Genomic DNA, 20,652 nt, shown 5'->3' on the forward strand with positions numbered 1-20,652 from the left:
CCTGGCTGTTGTTGCTCGCTCGGCTTGGCTCATGAGCTAGACTCGTTGGGTGAGCCGGGCGGTGTTTTGTGGGTTGCTCGTGGTCGCTTGCCAGGCGAACTCGCACGAGCCAAAAGCGAGTGCTGCGGTCCAGCGGCCGACAGTCGTTGCCTCCGCCCTGACAGCTAGTTCCGCGCGGACAGAACCCCCGACGGACGCCCCCATTGCGAGCGCATCGCCCCGCACTGAGGGTACCACTGCAGCAGCGGGTGGGTTCGTGCTTGGCGAGCTAGCGCCCTACGGCCTCGAGTCTGGGCGGGCGCCGAAGGTTCCTGGTCCGAGCGGTGGCTCGCCGCGCCCAGGGTCGCGCGAGACCGCAGCAGAGCGTGTCGCGCGATTGCGAGCGCCGCTTCGCAACTGCTACAACAACTCGCTTCAGACGGATCCTAGTCTGTCCGGCAGAGTCGTGTTTCGCATGGAGATCGACTCGACGGGGCGCGTGACCTCAGTTGCCGTCGACGAAGAGCAAACGTCTGAGTCGCTGCGCAAGTCCCCGCTCACAACATGTTTGCTCAACGTCATTCGTAGCGTCAACACCGGACGTACGGGGCAGACGGCGCCGCTGGTCTTGTCGCTTCCAATCGAGATTCGCGCCGCAGAGCCGGAAGCGAGCAGCGCTCCGTGACGGTCCTGGCAACGCGGGGGTGTAAGGCATGGATGTGCTTGGCGTTCCGGGGCCCATGAAACGACTCATCGTCTGTGTCTTGGTTTCGCTCGTTTCCGTCGCGTGTCAGTCAGGCAGCAACGCTGGCCCCGCAAAGGGTCCCGACGGGCCGTGCGAGGACGCCAATGGGACGCACATCTGTTGCGGCCGCCCTGGAGAGATCCAGGGCAGTAACTGCGTGTCGCGAGAGCTCGCGGAGAAGCAGTCGACGGGGTGTGTGGCGGAGGGCAACCAGCGCAGCGGCAAAACTTTTGACCCCCCATGTTGTGAAGGACTCGTTCAGGTCTCACTCACGCTGGACAAGCAAGCCTGTGCTGCAGCGCCGGACGCCAACGTGTGCGCGAAATGCGGCGACGGCGCGTGCGGTTCTGGCGAAGATGTATGTAACTGCCCCGCTGACTGCAAGTAGCGGACTGAGGCTAGCTAGCCACAAATAGACAAGAGCCAAGAACCGCGCTCCCTTCAGTGGTGAAGAGCGGTTCTTGGCTCTAGCTTCATGCTGCGTCGTCTAGCTAAACCGTTCGTCGACCGAGGCCGGTGAACAGGCTGATTACCGCGAGGATCAGGAAGCCGACGAAGAGGATCTTGGCGATACCTGCGGCGGCACCAGCGATGCCGAAAAAGCCGAAGAACGCGGCGACGAGTGCGATCAAAAAGAAGGTCAATGTCCAACCTAGCATGGTGTGCTCCTCTCGAGTCGCCGCGCATCCGCACGGCGTCTGTGATTCAATGTTGAGCGCTCGGTGGTGAGCGCCCTCAGTTGAATCAAGTAAAGAGCAACCGACGTGCCACCGCGGAGGAGGGCGAGTTTGTGCGCAGAAAAGCCGAATTCTGCGGCGCGCGTTGCGCTTCACCCCGCTGTGCGCCAGCCCGCTTGCCTCGCCAGCATGTGACACGCATCCCAAGCGCCACACTGGTTGGAATCCCCTGACTTTGGGCGAGTTGCTCCCTCACCCCCAAGAAAGGCAAACGGAGATCGCGGCTCTACGCTGCGACGCCATGCTCGAAGACTGGGACCGAGTCAGGGGCCGCACAAACCGGGGTGCTGATCGTAGACCGATGCGGGCGGCTCGACCAAGCCGCCGGAGCCCGCGTCGTAGGGCTTCGTGCCCAGTAGCCTTGGCCGCGGGGACCGTACTGGCAAATCGTCCACCACCACTCGCCGTCCCAGCCAAACGGGCCGGGCGCGTCGCAGCGCTGAGTCGCGCAGCCAATCGCGTACACATTGGACGAGACCATTTGGGTGTAGTGAGAGGTGACGCCGTTGCTACTGTCGTCAGCCCAGTTGTAGTCGTTGCGCTCTTCCCACCAACCTTCGCCGTCGCCCTTGCCGCTTCCGTCGGTGATGCCCGGGTCATCCGCGCAGCCGGTGCCTCCGCAATAGGAGAGGTTCTCTCCTAGTACGTCGTAGCCGCCGACGTTTGATCGTGTTTCCTCGGGGGAATGAGGCCAGTGCGGAGATTCCCAGCGAGCCTGCAGCTGTTCCTGCTCGGGCGACCGCGAGCTAGGCCAATTTCACTGCTTGGGTGATCAAATCGCTTCGGTACGGTCGGTTTCTGACGCGCGGGCCGGGCGGCCAAGTGGGCTCGTCACCCCAAGCAGCGCGGGGCTGGCGCCCCCAGAATAAAATTCCGTAAGGAATTATGCGTCGAAGAGCAGCGGGCCGCGCAACTCGCTGAAGCGCCTGACGGCGGCGCGCACGTCGGAGGGGATCGCTGGGAAGCGCACGCCGACTCCGGGCCACGTGGTGGAACGCAAGGTGTCGCGTGTCCAATCCACGGTGCCCTCGAACTCGAACTCTTCGATGCCTGCCAATGTCAGGGTCACGCGTACCTTGCTGCCGATGCTCGGCGTGAGCCAGGTGGCGACGAAGACACCTCGGGGTTGCTTGTCTTCGAGGCTGGCGTAGAAGTTTGCCTGGCTGTGTTCGGTGACGTCGACTTCCAAGTCTTGGGTGAACAGGCTCTCGATGGCCTGGGCGCCCGTCGTAACGTCGCGGTTCGAGGGGGAAGCGTCTTCGCGTTGCATGTCGCAGCCTTGAGCAAGCTGCGTTCCATGGGGATTCTCCGCTAAAATGCGCCTGTGTCCCCGTCAACCGTAGCCTCCAAGCGACGCTCGGAGCGTAGCCCGCAGGCAACGAGCGACATTGCAGTTCTGAACTGGAACATCACCCGCAGACGTCTGCAGTGCGTCGCACCGTGATGGGATACACGCACTGCCAGGTGCGCGGCGTGACCGACTCCAAGCGCGGCTCGCCGATGCGTGTGGCGCTGACGTCGCGGCTGCCGCCTAGTCCGTCGTTGGCGTACCACCAGTGATTCGGCGCGTCTGCCGGATCGGTTTGCGGACACAGGCTCACGTCGCCCTCGTCGGGGACTTCGGCGCCCTCGACGTAGCGACACAAGCTTGGCGTTTCGCTACCGCGGAACGTGAAGTCTCCATCGTAGCAACAGCGTTGCCTGGCGGGTTGCAGCACGGCTTGCTTGCCTGGGCCGTCAACGGAGAGCAGATCGTCTCCTGAGTAGCTCAGGTAGAGCGAGTCGCTGACTGGGGGACACGCTTCGTCGCGCTTCACTTCGATCCAGCCGCTGGTCTGTTCGATGCGCTCGCTGCAGTTGATGCAGCCGCTGTTCAGTGCGCCTAACCCCCCAAGCAAACACAGCAAGCCAGTGCCAGTACGGATCCCAAGCGGCGCGTGCATGCTCGCCCATGAGCAAAGCCTGAGCCAACGCAAACGCAGCCCAGAACGCCTAGATTTCGGCCGCAGGGGGTGAGGGCAGGAGTCGCTCCACGACCACGCTGTGAAGCGCAGTCACGGCGCTTGCCGCGACCGGTTTTGCTTTGTGGCCGCGGGCCAGCGCCTACGGATGCAGGTCCGGTTCGTCTCCGGAGACCTTTCGTCGCTTCCAAACTCCATGAACCAGGCGCTCTTCGTGCTGGTCGCCTTCCTTCATCACGAGCTTGTAGATCAACACCGGGCGATTGTTGACCATGCGGAAATCGCGGTAGACGTGGTTGCAGCAGCCGTCTTTCCACATGGCGCTGACCAGCTTCTTGTCGGGGTTGAAGGACACGATGTCCGTTTCCGTGAGCTCAGTGAGCGGCTTGTTGAGTACGTAGCGCTTCTTGCGCTTGTCCCACAAGAAGACGGTGTACATCGGGCCGCGGTAGAGCCCCCAGTCGTTGCGCACGACGGCGATGTCTGGCTCGCCATCGAAGTTGTAGTCTTCGATGGCCAGGGTTCCGGGGATCGAGCCGTAGCCATTGACGATCCCGAGGCTGAGGCCCATGGCTTCATCCGGAGCGACACGCACTTCGTCGAGGGCGATGGTTTGGAGCAGCTTGCCCGTCTCCTTCTCCAAGATCTCCAAGGTGCCTGGCTGCTTGCATTCGAAGGCCAAGTACGCGGCCTCATCGCACTCCTTGCCGAGGGTCAGCCGCAGATTGAACTTGAACATGTCCTCGGTGTAGTAGACGCTGCCTTCGGCGTACGGGTTGCGTTTGGGTTTGGGCGGTTCCGCGGGGGAACTTGGAACTGCGGTCGGTGTGGGTGCAGGCGGCGCGCTGGCCGAAGGTGGAGCAACCGGGGCGTTACTGGCGACCGGAGCCGCGGAATCTGCGGGAGCGGCCGAGGCGGAAGGTAGCGATGCGACGGCGCGTGGAGCGGCTGGCGGGCACACAGGGGCGGTTGCGTTCGCGGCACACGCAGCCACTCCAAGACAGGTGAACAGGGATGCGGCTCGGGTCCATGTAGTCATGCCGGCTGTTACTCCTGAAGCGCCTGGTTAGATTCCCGGGTCGGTCCGATTTCTTTAGAATTATCAGGGGCCTAGGCCATCGGAGGTAGCGTGCGTGGGTCTCTGGAAGGAGCTTGTCACGGATCCGCGTCTCCATGCCGTGCGCGTGCTCGTGAGTTTCGTGGTGGGTGTTTGGAGTTGTCTGGTGTTGCTCCTTGGTTGCGCGTCGCGGCCTGCAGCTGCGCCGGCGCCTGCCATTTCCGTGAGGACAAATGTCGCGAAGTCGTCAGCTGCCGTGGTGCTGTCTGCTCCGCTACCAGTGCCTTCTCAGGTGGTGCAGGGGACGGACGCCGCACCTCACCCCCAAGGAAAGCTCCACGACGCGCCCCCGAGCAAGCCCGGTGCCTGTCCAAAACCCGCGCGGAAAATTCAGCAGCTATTCGTGAATGCCTTCGAGGTCGCGAGCCGATCCGCGGAGAAGGAGCCGCAGCGTGCAATCGCCGAGGCAATCCGTCTGCGCCTCGATGAGCTCTATCAGTCGGGTTGTGGGGGGAGGCTCAGCGGAAAGCAACTCAACCAACAAGTGTCCCTGATCAGCGAGGACCCGAGCCATCGAGAGAACTTTGGGGTGCTCCTCGCGGCTGGATACCCCGTGGCGAGCTACTACACCGAGCAAGGGCAGGGGATTGCGCTGTATGAGTGGCGTGCGGGTCAGGTGCGCACCCGCGTCGTGGTGACTCATGATGGAGTGGATGACCAGAAGCAGCTCTTGCTGCTGGATCTCGATGTGCTCAAGCCGCCTGGCTCACAAGAGCCGCTGCTTGCGATCGTGAACACGCACCCGTGGATGGCGTCGTGCTGGCGCACCCTGCGTATGCGCGTGCTCGAGCCGAGCGGAGACCCCAAACAGCCAAAGGCGCTGCTCGATCACGAGACGAGCGGCCGCTGGTGCGAAGACGTCAGCGTGAAGGCTGAGGGCAGCAGCGTGAGTTTCACCTACCCCGACTGGTACTCGGTGTTTCGCCCGGCGATGGTGCGCGGAAAGAACCTGAGCTGGGAGTATCAATCGGGCACCCTGGTGCAGCGCTTTGGTTTCCCCAAGGAGATACCCGAGCTAGTGGACGACTGGCTAAGCCTTGAGTGGGCCCAGGCCAGGCAAGCGACAGTGCAGAGCGGCGCAGCGGAGCTAGAGGCGGTGCACGCCCGGCTGACGAAAGCAGTGAAGCAGGCGCTCGCCCGCGAAGGCGCTCAGGCGGTGAGCTTCAGCTACGAGGTGTTTCCCGGAGGGAACAAAGGTGAGCGCCGCTTGACCGCCTACTGTGCCCTCACCGACGACGACACCAAGCCGTGCAAGGACTGGCCAAAGCCAGTCGACGTCTTGCTCGAGTGGAACGGGAGCCACTGGTTGATCCGCTCGGCGACAGCGCGCTAGTTCTGCTAAGCTCCGCGGCGCATGCCCCAGCCACCTTGGCCCGCCTGGCTCGACCCCCCACCGAGCTTCAGCCGGGAAGAGCTCTACGTCACGTTGCGCTACGCAACGCGCGCTGCTTGGCATGCGATCCTTCGGGAGCACGAGCTCGAGACGTTCTACGTGTTTGGGCTACTGCTCTCGGAGGACGAGCTCACGCTGAGCGCCGTTGCCGCAAGCAAGCAAGGGCTACGCAAATTGCCGAGCGCGACCCCTGTCAGTCAAGACTCTTCCGAAGAGGTGATGCATCGCCAACGCTGGCTCGACGGGGAGTGGCCGTACCAGGAGAGCGAAGCTTTTGCTGAGGTCAACCGTTGCCTCGAGGAACTACGTCAGGGTTTCGACCGACACCTGGACGCCAGGCAAAGCAGCTCGGAGTTCGATCGCCGCTGGGACAGCGAGTGGGCGCCCTTGATGGTTGAACTGCGCACACTCTACGGCGAGGTGCTGCGCGATCTGGACGCCCACGGCGGCTTCGTGATGCAGCCTTCGCGGGTGATGCTCGGCGTGTTCAGCAGCGACGTCGAGCTCACCAAGCGCTCCATCAAGCGCCTGAACCCCGCGCATCAAGCCGAGCGCGTCTTCCGCGACATGAAGCGAGGCAGGCAGCTCAGGCGACGGCTCGGGTGAGGCTGCTACTCCCCCAAAAACACACCGACGTACGTCGGCGCGGTATTGCTCCAGCCACTGATTTGATGAACCGCGTCGGTTTCAAGGTTGATCACGACGAGGGTGTCTTCATTTGGGACCGGCGCGAAGGCGAACTTGCCGTCGGGTGAACAGGTGACGTTGATCACGAAGGTGCTGGCGGTGTTACCGAGATCGTAAGTCGTGACTTCCGTCGACGGATTGGCGCTGACGTCGACGCGCACGACATGGGCTGGCGCACCGGTGGCGATGCCGACCAGCACCTGGTCGGTGCCTGGGATGTGGCAGATTCCGTACGGAATACCATCGGTGGGCACCTGTTCCACAACCGTCATGCCGGGGTCGCCACCATCAAGCGTCACCACGGAGTAGCCCGCAGCGCCGCGGGAGTCGATCACGACGGCTTTGCTAGCGCTCACGAAGGCGATGTCCGAGGGGTCGTCTGACGTCGGTACGACGGCAGACAAAGAGCCTTCCACATCCGTTGGGTCGAAGCGGCGCACGCCGCCTTGGCTCGCCGTGTTGAGCATGCCGAGGGAGCCGTCGAAGAGCCGCACCTGTTCGGGGCTGCCACCCACTTCCACTTCTTCGACCACACTGTGGCTCTCGAGGTCGACGCGGGTCAGCGTCGAACCCCCGGCGAGCTTCGTTCCGAAATTGGCGGACAAGCCGTACTTGCCGTCGGGCGTGATCGCGACACCCATGGGCGCGCTCGCCGTGGGGATCTGCACGACGCTGTCGTCGTTCAGGTTCACGACGAGCAATGCTCCATCGCCGCTCACCTCGGGGAAACCGAACACCACGCCGAGGCTGTCGTAGAAGCCGGTGCCCACCGCGACCAGTGCCTCGTTCCCATCTGGAGTCAGCTCGAGCTGGAGTGGCCCCGGTGCAAAACCCGCCAGATCGATCGACTTCGAGCTGACGTCAGCGACGTCAGCTGGACCCGCGACCACCCTGGAGTAGTCGAGCACGCGGAGCTTCTGCTCGAGGAAATCGGCGGTGACGATGCGTTGCTTCGGTAAGCCACTAACGCCGCCCCCCTGTTCATCGGTCGAGTCAGAGCAGCCCGCTTGGGCTACGGCGCTGCCCATGCACAGGGCCACCCAGAGCCCGCGCCAGAAACCGTCTCGCCTCACCCCCAAACCCGTATGAGTGCTCAAAGCCGCCTCCCCAAAGCGTTCGAAGTACCTACAGTAAGGAGCACGCCGCGGTCACAGCAACTGGAATGCGCCTCGCTTAGGCAATCGAGGCTCGGCCAAGTCTGCTACGCTGGCCAGCCCGGCAAATGAGCGCGTACCCAAGGACGGAACCACTCAAGGCATGCAGACGAAGAAGCTGAATCGGGGCAAAGAGCTGGAGCGCGTGTACGCCGACGGCGAGCTCATCGTGCGTGAAGGCGACGTGAGCCGGGAGATGTTCGTCATTCAGGCGGGCCAGGTGGTCATCAGCAAGAAGGTGGGCGAGCGTGAGCTGGAGCTTGCCGTGCTGGGCAAGGGTGACTTCTTTGGCGAGATGAGCGTGCTCGAGTCGTTGCCTCGGGACGCCAACGCGCGCGCGATGGGGGAGACGCGGCTGCTTGTCATCAGCGCTGGTGGCCTCCTGGTGCGCATGCGTCGTGACCCGACGTTTGCCTTCGAGATGCTGCACCGCTTGAGCGGTCGCGTGCGCACGCTGAATGCGCGCCTGGTCAAGCTGCTCGAGGCCGAGAGCGGGCACCGCGCTGGTGTGATGCTCTACAGCCCAGACGAGGGTGAGGCGCCGCCGAGCGTAAAGCCGCGTGGAAAAATTGATGGCAAGGCGCCGGAGGGCGGCGCTTGATCATCGAGTGCAACGACCCGCGCCTCTTGGTGATTTCGGACCTGCACATCGGCAATCCGTTTTCTCAAGCCAACACGCACCTGGCGGATTTTCTCAAGTTCGCCAAGCGCGAGCGCTACAGCCTGTGCATCAATGGCGACGGCTTCGAGATTCTACAGTCGAGCTTCGCGAACCTCGCAGGTGACTCGATTGAGGTGCTGAATCAGATCCGCGGCCTGATCGAAGACGGGCTGAACGTGTACTACGTCGTTGGGAATCACGACATCGTGCTCGAGCACTTCCTCGAGAGCTGGGCCGCGATTCAGATCTGTCCGTTCCTGAACTTGAAATCAGGCGGGCAGCGCGTGCGCATCGAGCACGGTCACCTGTACGATCCGTTCTTCGTCAAGCACCCGGACCTGTACGAGTTTGCGACCAAGGCTGCAGGGCCGCTGCTGCACATCTACCCGGACGTCTACTACCTCTGGTCTTACTACCAGCGGCTCAAGGACAAGTACCGTACGACGCCCGAGGGAGAGCAAGAGAGCGTGTACCACGAGGCCGCAGAGATGCTCCTGCGCCGGGGCTTCGACTGCGTGATCTTCGGGCACACCCACAAGGCAGAGCGCATCGATCTCGAAGGTGGCCTGTACGTCAACTCGGGAAACTGGATGCGCGGCAATTCCTATGTGGAAATTATTGACGGTCAGATCGAGCTGCGGCGTTGGTCAGAGCTCGCCGCCTGAGTCGGGAGCAAACCGTACTGGGGTACGCCGGTCGCACTCCCTGGGGCGTCGCTCAACCCTAGGCCAAGCGACCTAGGACCCGCGTAGGGGTTTTCTTTTGGGGGAGAGGAGCGCTCCAAGTTGGCATCAAGCGCCGAGAAGGCTTCAGCTTTTGAGCCGTCGGAGGCTCTAGGGCGCCGAACTCGGGCGCTTTGGGTGAAGCCAGGTTGAACCAGCCTAGGCCCAGTGCTACCCGGGAGGCCTAGATGTCAGGGGACCCGCGAGTGTTCGAGAAGATCCAGACCTTCTTCAACAAGAAGTTCGGCGGGCACATGCCTGGCTGCCCAGCTTGCCGTTACACCCACTGGGAGTTCGCTGGCCTGGTCGCCGAGCTGGGCTACCAAGCGGACGGCTCTGCACAGAGCACCGTCACCACGCCGATGGCCGCCCTGGTGTGCAAGCGCTGTTTCTACGTGATGCACTTCGCGTGGCGCCCCATCGAGCTTGGCCTCGACAGCCTCGAGCCGTCAGAGCCTTCCGCGCCCCGCCGCTGACGCGCGTCGGCGCCCCGACTCGAGCAGGCTCTTCGTTGGCGTCGACGCGAATCCGTGCGGAATTGAGCTTTGCCTATGCTTTGGTGCTGGCGAGCTGCAGCCCCGCCGCGCCCTCAACAGCGCCGCCGCCAAAAGAGGCTCCCGCTGCGAGTGCCAGCGCAGACTCCCCACCGCCTCCGCCAGCCTCTCCACTCACTCGCGCCTTGGCCGCGCCCCAGCGTACGAGCCAAGATCGCGCGCGAGACGCAGCACGGCATCCTCGCGAGACGTTGGAGTTCTTCGAGGTTTTGCCCAGCTCGCGCGTCTTGGAGCTCGAAGCCGGAGACGGTTACTACACGCGCTTGCTGGGTGAGTACCTCGAGCCAGCGGAAGGGCGCCAGAGACTGACGGTGCTTGCGCCGTTCATCGCGCCCGAGGTGTTCAGCGTACCGCTTGAGACTGGCCCGCTCCTCGATCGCTGGCTCGATTTGCAGGAGCTCAGTCAGAGCTTCGAGCCGCCGCTGGAGCTGCTACCGGGGTTACCGCTCGAGAGCTGGAGCACGCCGCGCTTCGACGTCGTGCTAGGCATTCGCGTCGCGCACACCTACCGGGCCCGTAGCGAGGAGCGAGCGATGTACCGTGCGGTGCATTCGGCGCTGCTTCCCCAAGGGGTGTTTGGTGTGATCGCCCATCGCGCTCCCAGCGATCGACTCACCTCAGGTTACCTCGCGGAATCAAGCGTGATCGAAGCCGTCAGCGCGGCGGGCTTCGCGCTAGACGCTCGCTCCGAGATCAACGGCAACCCCAAGGACACCCGGGACTACCCGAGCGGTGTCTGGTCGCTGCCTCCGGTGTCGAAGGACGGACCCGCCTACGCCAGTGTTGGTGAAAGCGATCGCATGACGCTGCGCTTTCGCCGGGTCGACTGAGTCACACGCCTGGAGGTGCGGACGGACGGTCACCGACCTGGCTGGGCGGCGGTGGCTCACTGGCTCCTGCCAGGATCGCCTGAATTTTCAGGGAGCGCGCCACCGCTTCCAGCAGGCCACCGCGCCGCATGAGTTGATCCGCGACTTTCAGCAGATCCCCTGCCGTATCGACACTCGACAGGCCGCTACGCCGTAGCGCCTCGTTGAGGATCCGACGCCCCTCTTCCGCGCCGAGCGCACGCATCAGCTTCTCTCGCGCGCCGTTCATTAGGTCGTTGGGGCTGGGCATGGGTGAGATGGGCACTGCGAGTGCCGTGCCACACTGGCTAACGACTCGCATCAACAGTTTCCATCGGTTAGCCACACGTCGATTCGCGAACCTTTCAAACCTGCAAATCGAGCCTAAAGGGACGCAAGGTATTCGCGCTTCGGCAGCCTCCGCCTGACCGATGCTTCAAGCCTGAAGTATCGGACAGCATACGCCGCTGCAGCCGTTGCTAGCGGAAGTAGCGGATGTCGACGTGCAGCGAGCTCCGCGTGAAGTCGACCACGCGCACGTCGGGCTCACGCCGCGTCGCGATGCGTACCAACGCGCGCAAGGAGCCTTCTGTCAGGAGGCGATAGCGCGGGTCGTCGAAGTACGGGAAGTCGCCGTAGCGCACCGACGCGCTCGCGACTCCAGGCGACACCTCCACGGTGCCTCGTCCGCGGCGGATTTGACGCCACATGAATGGGATTTGGCGGATCACGAAGGCTGGCGTGGTGACGCGCAAGAAGACGCGGAACGCGAGGCCAACGCCTTCTTCAGTGCAGCCTTCGATGATACCCGTGAAGCGCTCACTGTCACCTTGAGCGAGCACGCGCTCCATCGCTGCGATGGACGTTTGCATCATGCTCTCTGGGTACCACGCGTTTCCGTCGGGATTCAGTAGGGCGCGTCGGTGTGGCGCAGGCATCTCGTCGGTAACGCTTTGCAGCGCCGCCGCGCCAAAGCGCTTCTCGCAATAGCTAGCCGCGGTGACGAACCACACACCACGCACTTCGCTTGTCCGCTCCCTCTCGGCGGGCTGCTGCTCCCCTGCGCTCACTTGTCCCTCAAAGGTACTCTGACTTCTGGCAGGGCGCATCCTCGGGCAATCGCTTCAAACTTAAAGCGATTAGGAGTGGGAGTGGGCGAACGTATGCTGACCGAAGCTACGCGAGTTCGGCGAATCTGTGATTCGCAGAACAAATCAACACAGCGTTTTCTCGTCTCACGAGCAGCACTAGTCCAGTTGCCGAAAGCACATGCCGGCGCGCTGGAGCCGCTCTAGGAGCGGCGCTCCCAGCGCCTGCACCGGAGTACGCACGCCCGCGTTGTTCGATCTAGACGGGGTGCTGGCGGAGGGGCCGACAGCGAACTGACTGTCCCAAGCGGCGAGCGCCTCAGCGTCGCGAGCCAAACAGAGCGCCGATTCACCGAGCATTTTGGAGGTTTCGTCGTACCCAGGGTCTCCTCCGCTGACTTCGCTCAAGGCCCTTGCTCCGCCTTCCGACTCTGCGACGAAGGTCACGCGGAACCACGACCGCGCCCTGCGTTCACGGCTTGGGCCCTCCCCGGGTCGCTTGAAGTTCAGCAGCAGGTCTCGAGTGACCGAGACCTTGGACAGCGCGAGCGCTGCACCCACTCCGACGCCGCCAAGCAGCAGCTTGCCGCTCGAGCCAACTCGCATGAAGTGTCCGTAGCGAAAGTCGGGACCGAAGGCGTTCATCGAAGCGGCTGTGCGCAGGACGATGGTTGGGTCGATGGTGGGCAGGGGAGCGATCCAGCCTCGCGTCACCGAGTCATAGCGCGGCACGCTCGGGAGCTTCCCCACTCGACGCCCCGTCGGATTATCCGTGCGGCTTTTTGCTGACTTGCCGCCGCGCCGTTTGCCCAGATCGCTCATTGCACCGACCGCGGAGTGCCAGGTGCCTCCGGAGAACTCGCCGTTGCCTTCGACCACCGCATACATGCGAATTGGCGCGTCCGCAGTGAGCTGGCGTACGCAATACCACGCGCCAAAATCATGAGGTATTGAGTCGAAGCCGCAGCAGCTCACGAGCTTGACCCCGCGCTCTCGCGCTGGCTGATCCAGCTCGCGCATCAGTCGCTTGACGAAGTCTGGCTCGCCGGTGATGTCCAGGTAGTGTGCGCCCTCTTCCGCACACGCCTGCGCGACGGGAAAGCCGTAGCGGATGAAAGGGCCAACGGTCGTGGCGATGACTCCGCTCTGGCGCGCTAGCTCCTGCAAGCTCTGCGGTTCGTCCACGCTGCAGAGCACGACCTCCGGCTTCGAGCCAAGCGCTTCACATGTCCGTTGCACCGCGGCGAGGCGCTTCGGATTCCGCCCTGCGATGGCCCAGCGTAAGGGGGCACCTCCACGCCGTTGCAGGCCGCTCGCCGCCCCCGCGAGGTACTCCGCGGTGAGCCGGCCAGTGAATCCTGTAGCCCCTAGCACGCTGATCTCGAATCGACGTTCCGACATGACGCGGGACTCTAGGCTCTGGGATCCAGCGCGGAAAGACCGATCACGGGAACATGCTGGGGGCGTCGCCGAGCGGCCCTTGGGAAAAAACCAGTGCGGGATGGAACCGCTGCCGGGCGACGCCGCGCGAGCAACCACGGCTAACTGCGTGTATGCTTCTGCGGATCCGCGCAGGGAACGCGGCGCCGCTGTTCTCTGAAACCAAGAGCACGGTGGTGGGGACACGAATGGCTTGGTTGGAGCCGCGGCTTGGCACTCAGGTGCGAAAGGGGACTCGAATGCGTCTAGCTTACTTAGGGGTGTTTCTTCTCGGACTTCCTGCGCTGGGATTGGCGTGCAGCAGCAGCAGCGCGGTCACGGCGCAAGAGACCGGTGGCACCGGTGGCGTTGGGAACAGCGGCGGCACGGGTGGCACCGCCGCCAACGGAGGAACCGGTGGGGTTCCTGCGGGGCACGGGGTGGGGGAGAGCTGCACCGATACGGATCCGTGTCGACCGGGCCTCGCCTGCAATGCTGGCGTATGCGAGCCGGGCGGCGAAACTCCCGAAGGCAGCCCGTGCGTAATTGCTGGGGAGTGCCAAGACGGGCTCCAGTGTATCGGCGGCTTGTGCGCGCCCGGCGGTAGCGGCGGCGAAGGATCCGATTGCGAGTCCGACGGTGACTGCAGCGCGGGTCTGCGCTGCGACCTGGTTGGCTTTAGCGCTCAATGCGTTCCGCAAGGAAACACTGACGCCGGTGGCTCGTGCACCGCGAGTCGCGATTGCTTCGCAGGGCTCGCGTGCATCGCTGGACAGTGTGCGCCGGTGCCGCCGGGCGCACCGCCGTTTGGTATTCCTGGATCACCAACCATCGAGTGCGATGATCCTTCCGAGGGCTCCGTACGTGCCTACTTCGAGCTGCCTGGCGCGAACCCCGCGGGTCAGGAGAAGGACTTCTTCCGCCTGCCGTTCCCGAACGACGCACGCCTGAAGAACGGCAAGCCGGATCTCACTGGCTTCCCCACGCCTGGCGTCAGCTTGCTGCCGTTCGATCCGGTGCAGGTGTACGTCGACGAGGTGGAGAAGGAGAATGGCTGGGGTGCGAACCCAGTGGTCACCTTCCGCTTCTCCGGTCCCATCGCCTTCGAGAGCTTCCGCGAGCCGGATGACCACAGCATTCGTCCCGTGCGCTGGGTGGACGTAACGCCCGGCGACCCGTCCTACGGCGCGCAAGCCGGGCTGCGTTGGTACTACTCGGAGGGCGGCGGCAAATACATCTGCCGCGATTGGTTTGCGATCCGTCGCTCCGCTCGTTCGCCTCTGGAGCCGGGGCACACCTACGCAATTTTCCTCACCACCGATGGCCGCGCCAAGAACGGCACGCAGATCGAGCGCTCGGAGCACCTTCAGGCGTTGCTCGGCAGTGTGACGCCCACCGACGCAGCGCTCGGCGCGGCCCATGCGGCCTACGCACCTCTTCGCGACTACTTGGCTGGTGAGAATATCGATCCGGCTACGGTGCTGAACGCCTCCGTCATCACGGTGGGCGACACGCGAGCGCCGATGGAGCAGCTCGCCGCAGCGGTGGAAGCCGCGCCGGTGCCCACCTCATCGAGCTGGGTCAAGTGCGATGCTGGCGTCGAGTCCCCGTGTCCAGATCACACGGGCGATCGCGCCTGCGGTAGCGCTGACCCCGCTTACGACGAGTATCACGCGCTGGTGAGCCTGCCGATTTTCCAGCAGGGTGACGCGCCGTACCAAACGTCAGGAGGCGCGATCCAGACGACCGGTCCCGTGCGCAACGAGGATGTGTGCATGGCGCTCACAGTGCCCAAGGGAGCGAGCATGCCGGCCGCCGGTTGGCCCCTGGTCGTGTTTGCGCACGGAACCGGCGGAAGCTTCCGTAGCCACATCCGCTCGGAGGTCGCGGGCGTATTGGCCGCCGCCGCCACTCCGGGAGGCAGCGTGCCGGTCGCCGTGCTGGGCATCGATCAGGTGTCTCATGGGCCGCGTCGCAATGGCTCGACGGAGTCGCCCAACAACCTGTTCTTCAACTTCGCCAACCCAGCGGCGGCACGAGGCAACCCGATGCAGGGTGCTGCCGATCAGATCGCTCTGGGTCGCTTCGCTGCGAGCTTGGATTTGACCGCGACGGAGACTGGTGGAGACGCGATCAAGATCGACCCGACAGCGATCGCCTTCTTCGGCCACTCTCAAGGGTCAACGGAGGGCAGCCTGGGTGTGCCGTACAGCCACGTGTATCGCGCGGCCGTGTTCAGCGGCAACGGCGCGATCCTGCGAGATGCGTTGATCAGCAAGAAGAAGCCAGTGAATATCGCCGGAGCGATCCCGTTGGTGCTCGGTGACTACGACTCCCAGTTCCAGTTGCCGGGAGGAACCAGTCACCCGGTGATGAACCTGCTCCAGCAGTTCATCGAGCCAGCAGACCCGATCAACTATGGCATCTTGATTGGGCGTCAGCCGGTGAGCGGAGTCACCCCCAAACACCTCTTCGTGACCTACGGCCAGAACGACACTTACAGTCCGAACGTCACGATCGAGAACTACATCTTGGCAACCGAGGCGGATCTCGCCATCCACGACGGCTCCGCGGCCGTTCCGGACGACTTGGGCCTCACGGAGCAAGCGGTCCCGCTTAGCCTGACTGATGTGGTGGACGGCAACGACCTCACGCTTGGCGCACGGCAGTACGGGCCGATGAGCGGTGCCGACGGGCACTTCGTCGTGTTCGACGTGCCTGCAGCCAATGCCGACGCCGTGCGCTTCTTGGGCATGGCTGTGTCGGGTGCCGTGCCGCAAATCGGTCAGTAGTCACCTTCCGATATCGCAGAAACGCGCCGCCCACGCTCTGCTCAGCAACAGAGCCTGGGCGGCGCTTGCGCATACCTTGCGTGAACTGCACCCTCCGGGATGCGTAGCGTTGCCGCGTGGGAAAACAACGCCGCGTGGGAAAGCCATCATGGGCCCGGCGTGGGAGGCCCCGTTTGGGTTGACGGCTGAGCGAGCTACACCGACACTCGAGAGCTACTTTTTTGGAGCTGATGCGCGAGACGCGTCAGCGAGACGGCGGTGAGATGATGCGGTGGAAGAGCTTGGGTCTTTGGGGCGTATTGGCCGCGATCAGCTGGTCGGCTTTCGTGGGCTGCAGTAGCTCGTCGACGAACGCAACCGCGCGCGAGTGTACGTCTGGCGAGGTCGAGTCGTGCCAACACGAGTCGGGCTGCACCGCTCAGAAAGTCTGTGACGGCAGCGTATTTGGTGCCTGTGAGTGCGTAGTTGGCGCGGGTGGTAGCTCCGGCTCTGGTGGTTCCGCGGGGAACATGTCTGGTGGCACGGCTGGAACTGGCGCGACGTCGGCCGGCGGCGCATCGGGTGGAGGCACCGGAGCCGTCGGCGGGGCAGCGGGTTCCACGAGTGGAGGCAGCGGCGGAGCAGCCGGAAGTGCAGGAACGGGCGGTTCGGGTGGCGGCTGCACGCTGCCTGAGGTGGCTTGTGGCATGGAGTGCGCCAACCTCGACACTGACGCGCAGCACTGCGGCCGCTGCGGGCACGGCTGCCTCGCGGGCAGCTGCGTCGATGGGCTGTGTCAGCGCTTTACGTTGGCGAACCCCAAGAATCCAGTGGGGATCACGGCGGACGACATGACCGTCTATTGGGTGGACGCGGACGCGGGTGAGATACAGAGCGCGCCCCGGGGAACCGCCGCGCAGCACAACACGCTTACTACGGGTCTCATCAACCCATTTGCGGTGGTCGTCCAAGGCGACGACTTGATCTTCATTGAGAAGGCCACCAACGGCCGCGTTCGACGCATTCCGAAGACCGGGGGGACGCCAACCGGTATCGCCGGGTCACAGATCACGCCCTCTGCCTTGGCGGCGGACACGTCGATCTACTGGGGTCTCGAAGGCACCGATCAAATCACTGACGGTACTAATTCCCGCAGCGCTGCGAATCCCCAGGGAATTGCGCTCGACGCCACTGGGGTCTTCTTCACGACCTTCAATGAAGGGTCCATCCGTCGCGCCCCCCGCGACCTGAGCTCCTCTCAGCCGACGGCGGAGCTGATCGCGTCGCAAACGAAGCCCACCGCGATCACCGTGAACGCGACCCATGTGTTCTGGGTGAATCGCGATACTTCGGGCGGCGTGTATAGCCTGCCCAAGGTTGGCGGCGCATTAGTCACCCTCGACACCACCGATATGCCGTACGACGTGGAGATCGACGCGACTCACGCGTACTGGCTCACCCGCGAGAGTGGTGGTCAGCTGCGTCGTCGCGGCCTCGCGAGCGGCGGCGTGGAGACGCTCGCAACGGGCCTCGGCCAGGTGCACAGCTTGGTCGTCACCAGCAACGCGCTCTACTGGACGGTCCAGCACGCCTCGCTGGCTAGAGTTCAGGGTCTAGCCAAACCCTAACCACGCGTGGTCTCCCGCCGAACGCAGGTTCCGGCTCCGCGTGGAGACGCTTTCGTTGTTTCCAAGGGGCTGAATCCTGCTCGAACCGCAGATGCCCGGGAATAGGTTGACCCCGGGCGCGGAGGTGAAGAGGATCAGGGGGCCCATGTACGGGCGCTTGGGAGGGTTTGATGCGTCGTTGGTCCAGCTTGTTCGTCTTGGTCTTGTGCGCCGCTGGCTGCAGTAGCTCCTCCACGAATCAGACCACCAAGGAGTGCAGCGGCGGCGAGATCAAGAGCTGCGAACACTCGACGGGCTGCGTAGCCGAGAAGGCGTGTGATGGCATGGTCTTCGGCGAATGCCTGTGCGTGAACTCGGGTGGCGCGGGTGGGACGTCTTCAGGGGGTTCAGGCGGCAGTAATGCAGGCGGCAGCAATGCAGGCGGCAGCAACGCAGGCAGCAATGCCGGCGGCAGTGGTGGAACGTCGGGCGTTGCGGGTAGCGGCGGCACAGGCGGAACCGCCGGCGCACCGACGTGCACGTCAGAACAGAAGCTATGTGACGGCAAGTGCGAAGCCCTCGACGATCCGAACAAAGGTTGCGGAGGACTGAGCTGCGATCCATGCCCGCACGGAAACGGAACTGCCGTGTGCGAAACGGATGGTGCCTGTGGAGTCGCTTGTGGGACGGACGCTCTGTTGTGTGACGGGGCGTGCGTCAGTTCAAAGAGCGATGCCAAGAACTGTGGCTATTGCGGGCATGACTGCGGGCCCGGAGCGTGTTTGATGGGGGCTTGTCAGCCGTTTACGGTAGCGACTCCCAAGGACCCGCTCGGCATCGCTGCCGATGGGACCGACGTCTACTGGGCGAACGGCGAGGGAGGTGCCATCGAGCGCGCACCTCGCGGAACCACAGGCTCTGCGACTTCGGTCGCTACCGGGTTGACCAATCCGAAGGATCTGGTGCTGGTTGGTGACGAGGTCGTGTTCATCGAGGAAACGGCGAGCGGCCGTGTTGGGAAGGTCGCAAAGATTGGCGGCAACATCACCGACGTGGCGGCGGGTTTGACACCGACACAGCTGACTGGAGACAGCGCAGGGCTGTTTTGGACGACGTCGGCGTCGATCTTCAATGGCACCGATTCTCGAGGAGCGAAGAACGCCCAAGGGATGACCCTAGATGGGACTCACGTCTACTTCAGTGAGGCGTTCAATGGCGCGCTCGTGCGTATGCCAAGAGATCTCGCAAGCGCGGAGTCGAAGCTGACCCTCACGACCTCTCAGGTCAATCCCACCGCCGTCGCTGTGGATGACACCCAGCTGTATTGGACTGCTCGCGACGCCAGCGGTGGTGTCTTCTCCATCCCGAAGTCTGGAGGCGCGATTCGCACGCTAGATAGCGGGGGTGAGCCGTGGGATGTGGAAGTGGACGCGACGCACATCTACTGGCTCTCGCGACTACCTGTAGGTCAGCTCAAGCGCGCTCCGTTGAGCGGCTCGCCCGTGGAGTCGGTCGCTGACACGCCGGGAAATGTTCATAGCCTGGTCGTCACCAGCGACGCCCTCTACTGGACGGTTCAGGGCAGTGGTGGCAGCAACGGGCGCGTGCTTGGGGTCATGAAACCTTGAGCCCGATTCAGTAGCCGAAGTCGGGCTTGGCTGGTTTGGCGGGGGCCGGCGCTGGCGTCGCCGGCTTCGGCGCGGCCGGCTTCGGAGCCGCTGGCTTCGGCGCTGCAGGAGTCGGCGCGGCCGGCTTGCTGGCGACCTTCGCTTCGTCCTTCTTCTCTTCTTCGGCCTTCTCCGCCTCTTTCAGCTTCTCTTCGTCGACTTCGAGCTTGGCTTCGTCTGCCTTCAGCTTGGCCTCGTCGGCTTCGAGCTTGGCCTTTTCTGCCTCGGCGCTGTCGTCTGCTTTGGGCTCTTCTTGTGCCGGGTCCGTTGGCGCGTCGACTTGAGCCGCGGGCTCAGGCGGCGGCTCTGGCGCACCACGCAGCATGAACACTGCACCTAACCCCAAACCCCCGAGCAAGAGGAACGCCGCGGCGCCTAGCCCGATGAACAGGCCGGCGTTGCTCTTCTTGGGCACCTGGCCCATGTCCTGGGACTGACTCCAGCTAGCCCGCGTATCCATGGGGAGATTGGGAGTCTGCGGTGTCATCATGCCCACCGCCGCGACCGGTCCGCTCATGTCTGCGGGTGCGGTTTGCATCGGGGCGGCCACGAAGCCGCGACCCTGGCCCCACGCTTCGAGCGCGTCGCGGAACTCCTTGGCTGACTGGAAGCGCTCGTGGAGCTCACGAGCCATCGAGCGCTGGATGATCGCGCGAAAGCCAGCGTCCAGATGAGGCGCGACTTCGTCGATGTTCCGCGGTGGGCTCAACACGATGGCGAACAGCAGCTCGTTCAGCGTCTCGGCGTCGAACGGCACGACCCCGGTGACGCACTGATACAGGATGACGCCGCAAGAGTAGATATCGCTGCGGGGATCGGACCGCGCCGCGCCTCGCGCCTGCTCCGGCGAGAGGTAGTACGGCGTACCCATCAGCATGCCGGTCTTGGTCTTGCTGTGTTCGGAGTCGTTCAGCTGGTTGAACTTCGAGATGCCGAAGTCGATGATCTTGACGAAGTCCTTGTTGCCCGCCTTTTCCTTGAGGATAAAGATGTTATCCGGCTTCAGGTCGCGATGGACAATGCCTGCGTTGTGCGCAGCCTCGAGGCCGTCGAGCAGCTGCAGAAAGAGCGGCACGGTTTGCTCGGGGGTCAGCACCTGGCGCTTGATGCGCGCCGAGAGCTCTTCACCATCGAGCATCTCCATGACCATGAAGCGGTCGCCGTTCGGCAAGTTGCCGAAGTCGAGGATCTCGAGGATGTGATCCGAGCCGATGCGGCCAGCGGCTTGTGCCTCGCGCTCGAAGCGCTGCACGACGTCGGGACGCTCGGCGGCATCGCCGAGCAAGACCTTGATCGCGACGCGTCGTGCGATGCGGGTGTTCTCCGCTTCGTACACCGCGCCCATGCCGCCTTCGCCGAGCAAGCGGACGATGCGGTACTTGTCATCGATGATGTCGCCAGCGCTGAGTGCCATCGTCTGTGAATGTCCCTGTTTTTGCGGCTCCGCGCAAACTCCAACGGTCAATCTGAGAAGGGTTCGAGGCTGCCGCGCGGGCGCCGGTCCCGCCTCCACAGACGTGTAGCGGGGTGCGGAGATCCATC

The 20,652-nt window shown here is 64.0% G+C and carries 21 protein-coding genes; 11 read left to right on the forward strand and 10 right to left on the reverse strand.

What is annotated here, in order from left to right; translation table 11 throughout:
* Positions 1 to 256: 256 nt before the first annotated feature.
* Together H6718_21315 and H6718_21320 are read left to right on the forward strand one after the other, a co-directional pair.
* Positions 257 to 664 (forward strand): AgmX/PglI C-terminal domain-containing protein, encoded by a 408-nt coding sequence (locus tag H6718_21315; GenBank protein MCB9587959.1) that lies wholly within the window; start codon positions 257 to 259, stop codon positions 662 to 664.
* A 55-nt stretch (positions 665 to 719) separates the two neighbouring features.
* Positions 720 to 1,112: a hypothetical protein gene (locus H6718_21320; GenBank protein MCB9587960.1), complete on the forward strand. Its 393-nt coding sequence runs from the start codon at positions 720 to 722 to the stop codon at positions 1,110 to 1,112.
* 103 nt (positions 1,113 to 1,215) lie between these two features.
* On the opposite strand, the gene H6718_21325 is transcribed toward H6718_21320, so the two are convergent.
* From H6718_21325 to H6718_21345, 5 genes are all read right to left on the reverse strand, one after another.
* Entirely contained in the window at positions 1,216 to 1,383 is a 168-nt protein-coding gene (locus H6718_21325) for a DUF1328 domain-containing protein (GenBank protein MCB9587961.1), read from the reverse strand.
* 304 nt (positions 1,384 to 1,687) lie between these two features.
* The gene (locus H6718_21330) at positions 1,688 to 2,182 is read right to left on the reverse strand and encodes a CAP domain-containing protein (GenBank protein ID MCB9587962.1); all 495 of its coding nucleotides are present in this window, start codon (positions 2,180 to 2,182) and stop codon (positions 1,688 to 1,690) included.
* 162 nt (positions 2,183 to 2,344) lie between these two features.
* Positions 2,345 to 2,731, reverse strand: a complete 387-nt coding sequence (locus H6718_21335; protein ID MCB9587963.1) for a hypothetical protein — start codon at positions 2,729 to 2,731, stop codon at positions 2,345 to 2,347.
* A 139-nt stretch (positions 2,732 to 2,870) separates the two neighbouring features.
* Positions 2,871 to 3,404, reverse strand: coding sequence for a hypothetical protein (locus H6718_21340; GenBank protein MCB9587964.1), 534 nt, complete (start codon positions 3,402 to 3,404; stop codon positions 2,871 to 2,873).
* A gap of 160 nt (positions 3,405 to 3,564) precedes the next feature.
* A complete protein-coding gene (locus H6718_21345; protein ID MCB9587965.1) occupies positions 3,565 to 4,161 on the reverse strand; it encodes a hypothetical protein in 597 nt (198 codons plus the stop codon).
* Between the two features lie 394 nt (positions 4,162 to 4,555).
* Between H6718_21345 and H6718_21350 the strand changes: the two genes are divergently transcribed.
* Both H6718_21350 and H6718_21355 read left to right on the forward strand, forming a co-directional pair.
* Positions 4,556 to 5,872 carry a hypothetical protein gene (locus tag H6718_21350; GenBank protein ID MCB9587966.1) on the forward strand — a complete coding sequence of 439 codons (1,317 nt, stop codon included), beginning with the start codon at positions 4,556 to 4,558 and terminating at the stop codon, positions 5,870 to 5,872.
* Between the two features lie 21 nt (positions 5,873 to 5,893).
* A complete protein-coding gene (locus tag H6718_21355) occupies positions 5,894 to 6,538 on the forward strand; it encodes a DUF4303 domain-containing protein (GenBank protein MCB9587967.1) in 645 nt (214 codons plus the stop codon).
* 5 nt (positions 6,539 to 6,543) lie between these two features.
* On the opposite strand, the gene H6718_21360 is transcribed toward H6718_21355, so the two are convergent.
* Positions 6,544 to 7,692, reverse strand: coding sequence for a hypothetical protein (locus H6718_21360; GenBank protein MCB9587968.1), 1,149 nt, complete (start codon positions 7,690 to 7,692; stop codon positions 6,544 to 6,546).
* A 184-nt stretch (positions 7,693 to 7,876) separates the two neighbouring features.
* Between H6718_21360 and H6718_21365 the strand changes: the two genes are divergently transcribed.
* From H6718_21365 to H6718_21380, 4 genes are all read left to right on the forward strand, one after another.
* Positions 7,877 to 8,374, forward strand: coding sequence for a cyclic nucleotide-binding domain-containing protein (locus tag H6718_21365; protein MCB9587969.1), 498 nt, complete (start codon positions 7,877 to 7,879; stop codon positions 8,372 to 8,374).
* Positions 8,371 to 9,099: a UDP-2,3-diacylglucosamine diphosphatase gene (locus tag H6718_21370; GenBank protein ID MCB9587970.1), complete on the forward strand. Its 729-nt coding sequence runs from the start codon at positions 8,371 to 8,373 to the stop codon at positions 9,097 to 9,099. Before H6718_21365 ends, H6718_21370 begins: the two co-directional genes overlap by 4 nt.
* A 245-nt stretch (positions 9,100 to 9,344) precedes the next feature.
* On the forward strand, positions 9,345 to 9,632 hold the full coding sequence (locus H6718_21375; GenBank protein MCB9587971.1) for a hypothetical protein: 288 nt from the start codon (positions 9,345 to 9,347) through the stop codon (positions 9,630 to 9,632).
* A 203-nt stretch (positions 9,633 to 9,835) separates the two neighbouring features.
* A complete protein-coding gene (locus H6718_21380) occupies positions 9,836 to 10,540 on the forward strand; it encodes a class I SAM-dependent methyltransferase (protein ID MCB9587972.1) in 705 nt (234 codons plus the stop codon).
* 1 nt (position 10,541) lies between these two features.
* On the opposite strand, the gene H6718_21385 is transcribed toward H6718_21380, so the two are convergent.
* From H6718_21385 to H6718_21395, 3 genes are all read right to left on the reverse strand, one after another.
* On the reverse strand, positions 10,542 to 10,880 hold the full coding sequence (locus H6718_21385) for a hypothetical protein (GenBank protein ID MCB9587973.1): 339 nt from the start codon (positions 10,878 to 10,880) through the stop codon (positions 10,542 to 10,544).
* 157 nt (positions 10,881 to 11,037) lie between these two features.
* The gene (locus H6718_21390) at positions 11,038 to 11,628 is read right to left on the reverse strand and encodes a hypothetical protein (protein ID MCB9587974.1); all 591 of its coding nucleotides are present in this window, start codon (positions 11,626 to 11,628) and stop codon (positions 11,038 to 11,040) included.
* Positions 11,629 to 11,805: 177 nt separating this feature from the next.
* Positions 11,806 to 13,047, reverse strand: a complete 1,242-nt coding sequence (locus H6718_21395) for a saccharopine dehydrogenase NADP-binding domain-containing protein (GenBank protein MCB9587975.1) — start codon at positions 13,045 to 13,047, stop codon at positions 11,806 to 11,808.
* A 278-nt stretch (positions 13,048 to 13,325) separates the two neighbouring features.
* Between H6718_21395 and H6718_21400 the strand changes: the two genes are divergently transcribed.
* The 3 genes from H6718_21400 to H6718_21410 all read left to right on the forward strand — a co-directional run bounded on the left by H6718_21400 (position 13,326) and on the right by H6718_21410 (position 19,071).
* Positions 13,326 to 15,857, forward strand: coding sequence for a hypothetical protein (locus H6718_21400; GenBank protein MCB9587976.1), 2,532 nt, complete (start codon positions 13,326 to 13,328; stop codon positions 15,855 to 15,857).
* 230 nt (positions 15,858 to 16,087) lie between these two features.
* Positions 16,088 to 17,464, forward strand: a complete 1,377-nt coding sequence (locus H6718_21405; GenBank protein ID MCB9587977.1) for a hypothetical protein — start codon at positions 16,088 to 16,090, stop codon at positions 17,462 to 17,464.
* Between the two features lie 170 nt (positions 17,465 to 17,634).
* Positions 17,635 to 19,071: a hypothetical protein gene (locus H6718_21410; GenBank protein MCB9587978.1), complete on the forward strand. Its 1,437-nt coding sequence runs from the start codon at positions 17,635 to 17,637 to the stop codon at positions 19,069 to 19,071.
* A gap of 7 nt (positions 19,072 to 19,078) precedes the next feature.
* Here H6718_21410 and H6718_21415 read toward each other — a convergent pair whose 3' ends face one another.
* Complete coding sequence (locus H6718_21415; GenBank protein MCB9587979.1) at positions 19,079 to 20,524, reverse strand: serine/threonine protein kinase; 1,446 nt, start codon at positions 20,522 to 20,524, stop codon at positions 19,079 to 19,081.
* Between the last annotated feature and the right edge of the window lie 128 nt (positions 20,525 to 20,652).

This window comes from Polyangiaceae bacterium (genome assembly GCA_020633205.1).
In the GTDB taxonomy this organism is placed as follows: Bacteria; Myxococcota_A; Polyangia; order Polyangiales; family Polyangiaceae; genus JAHBVY01.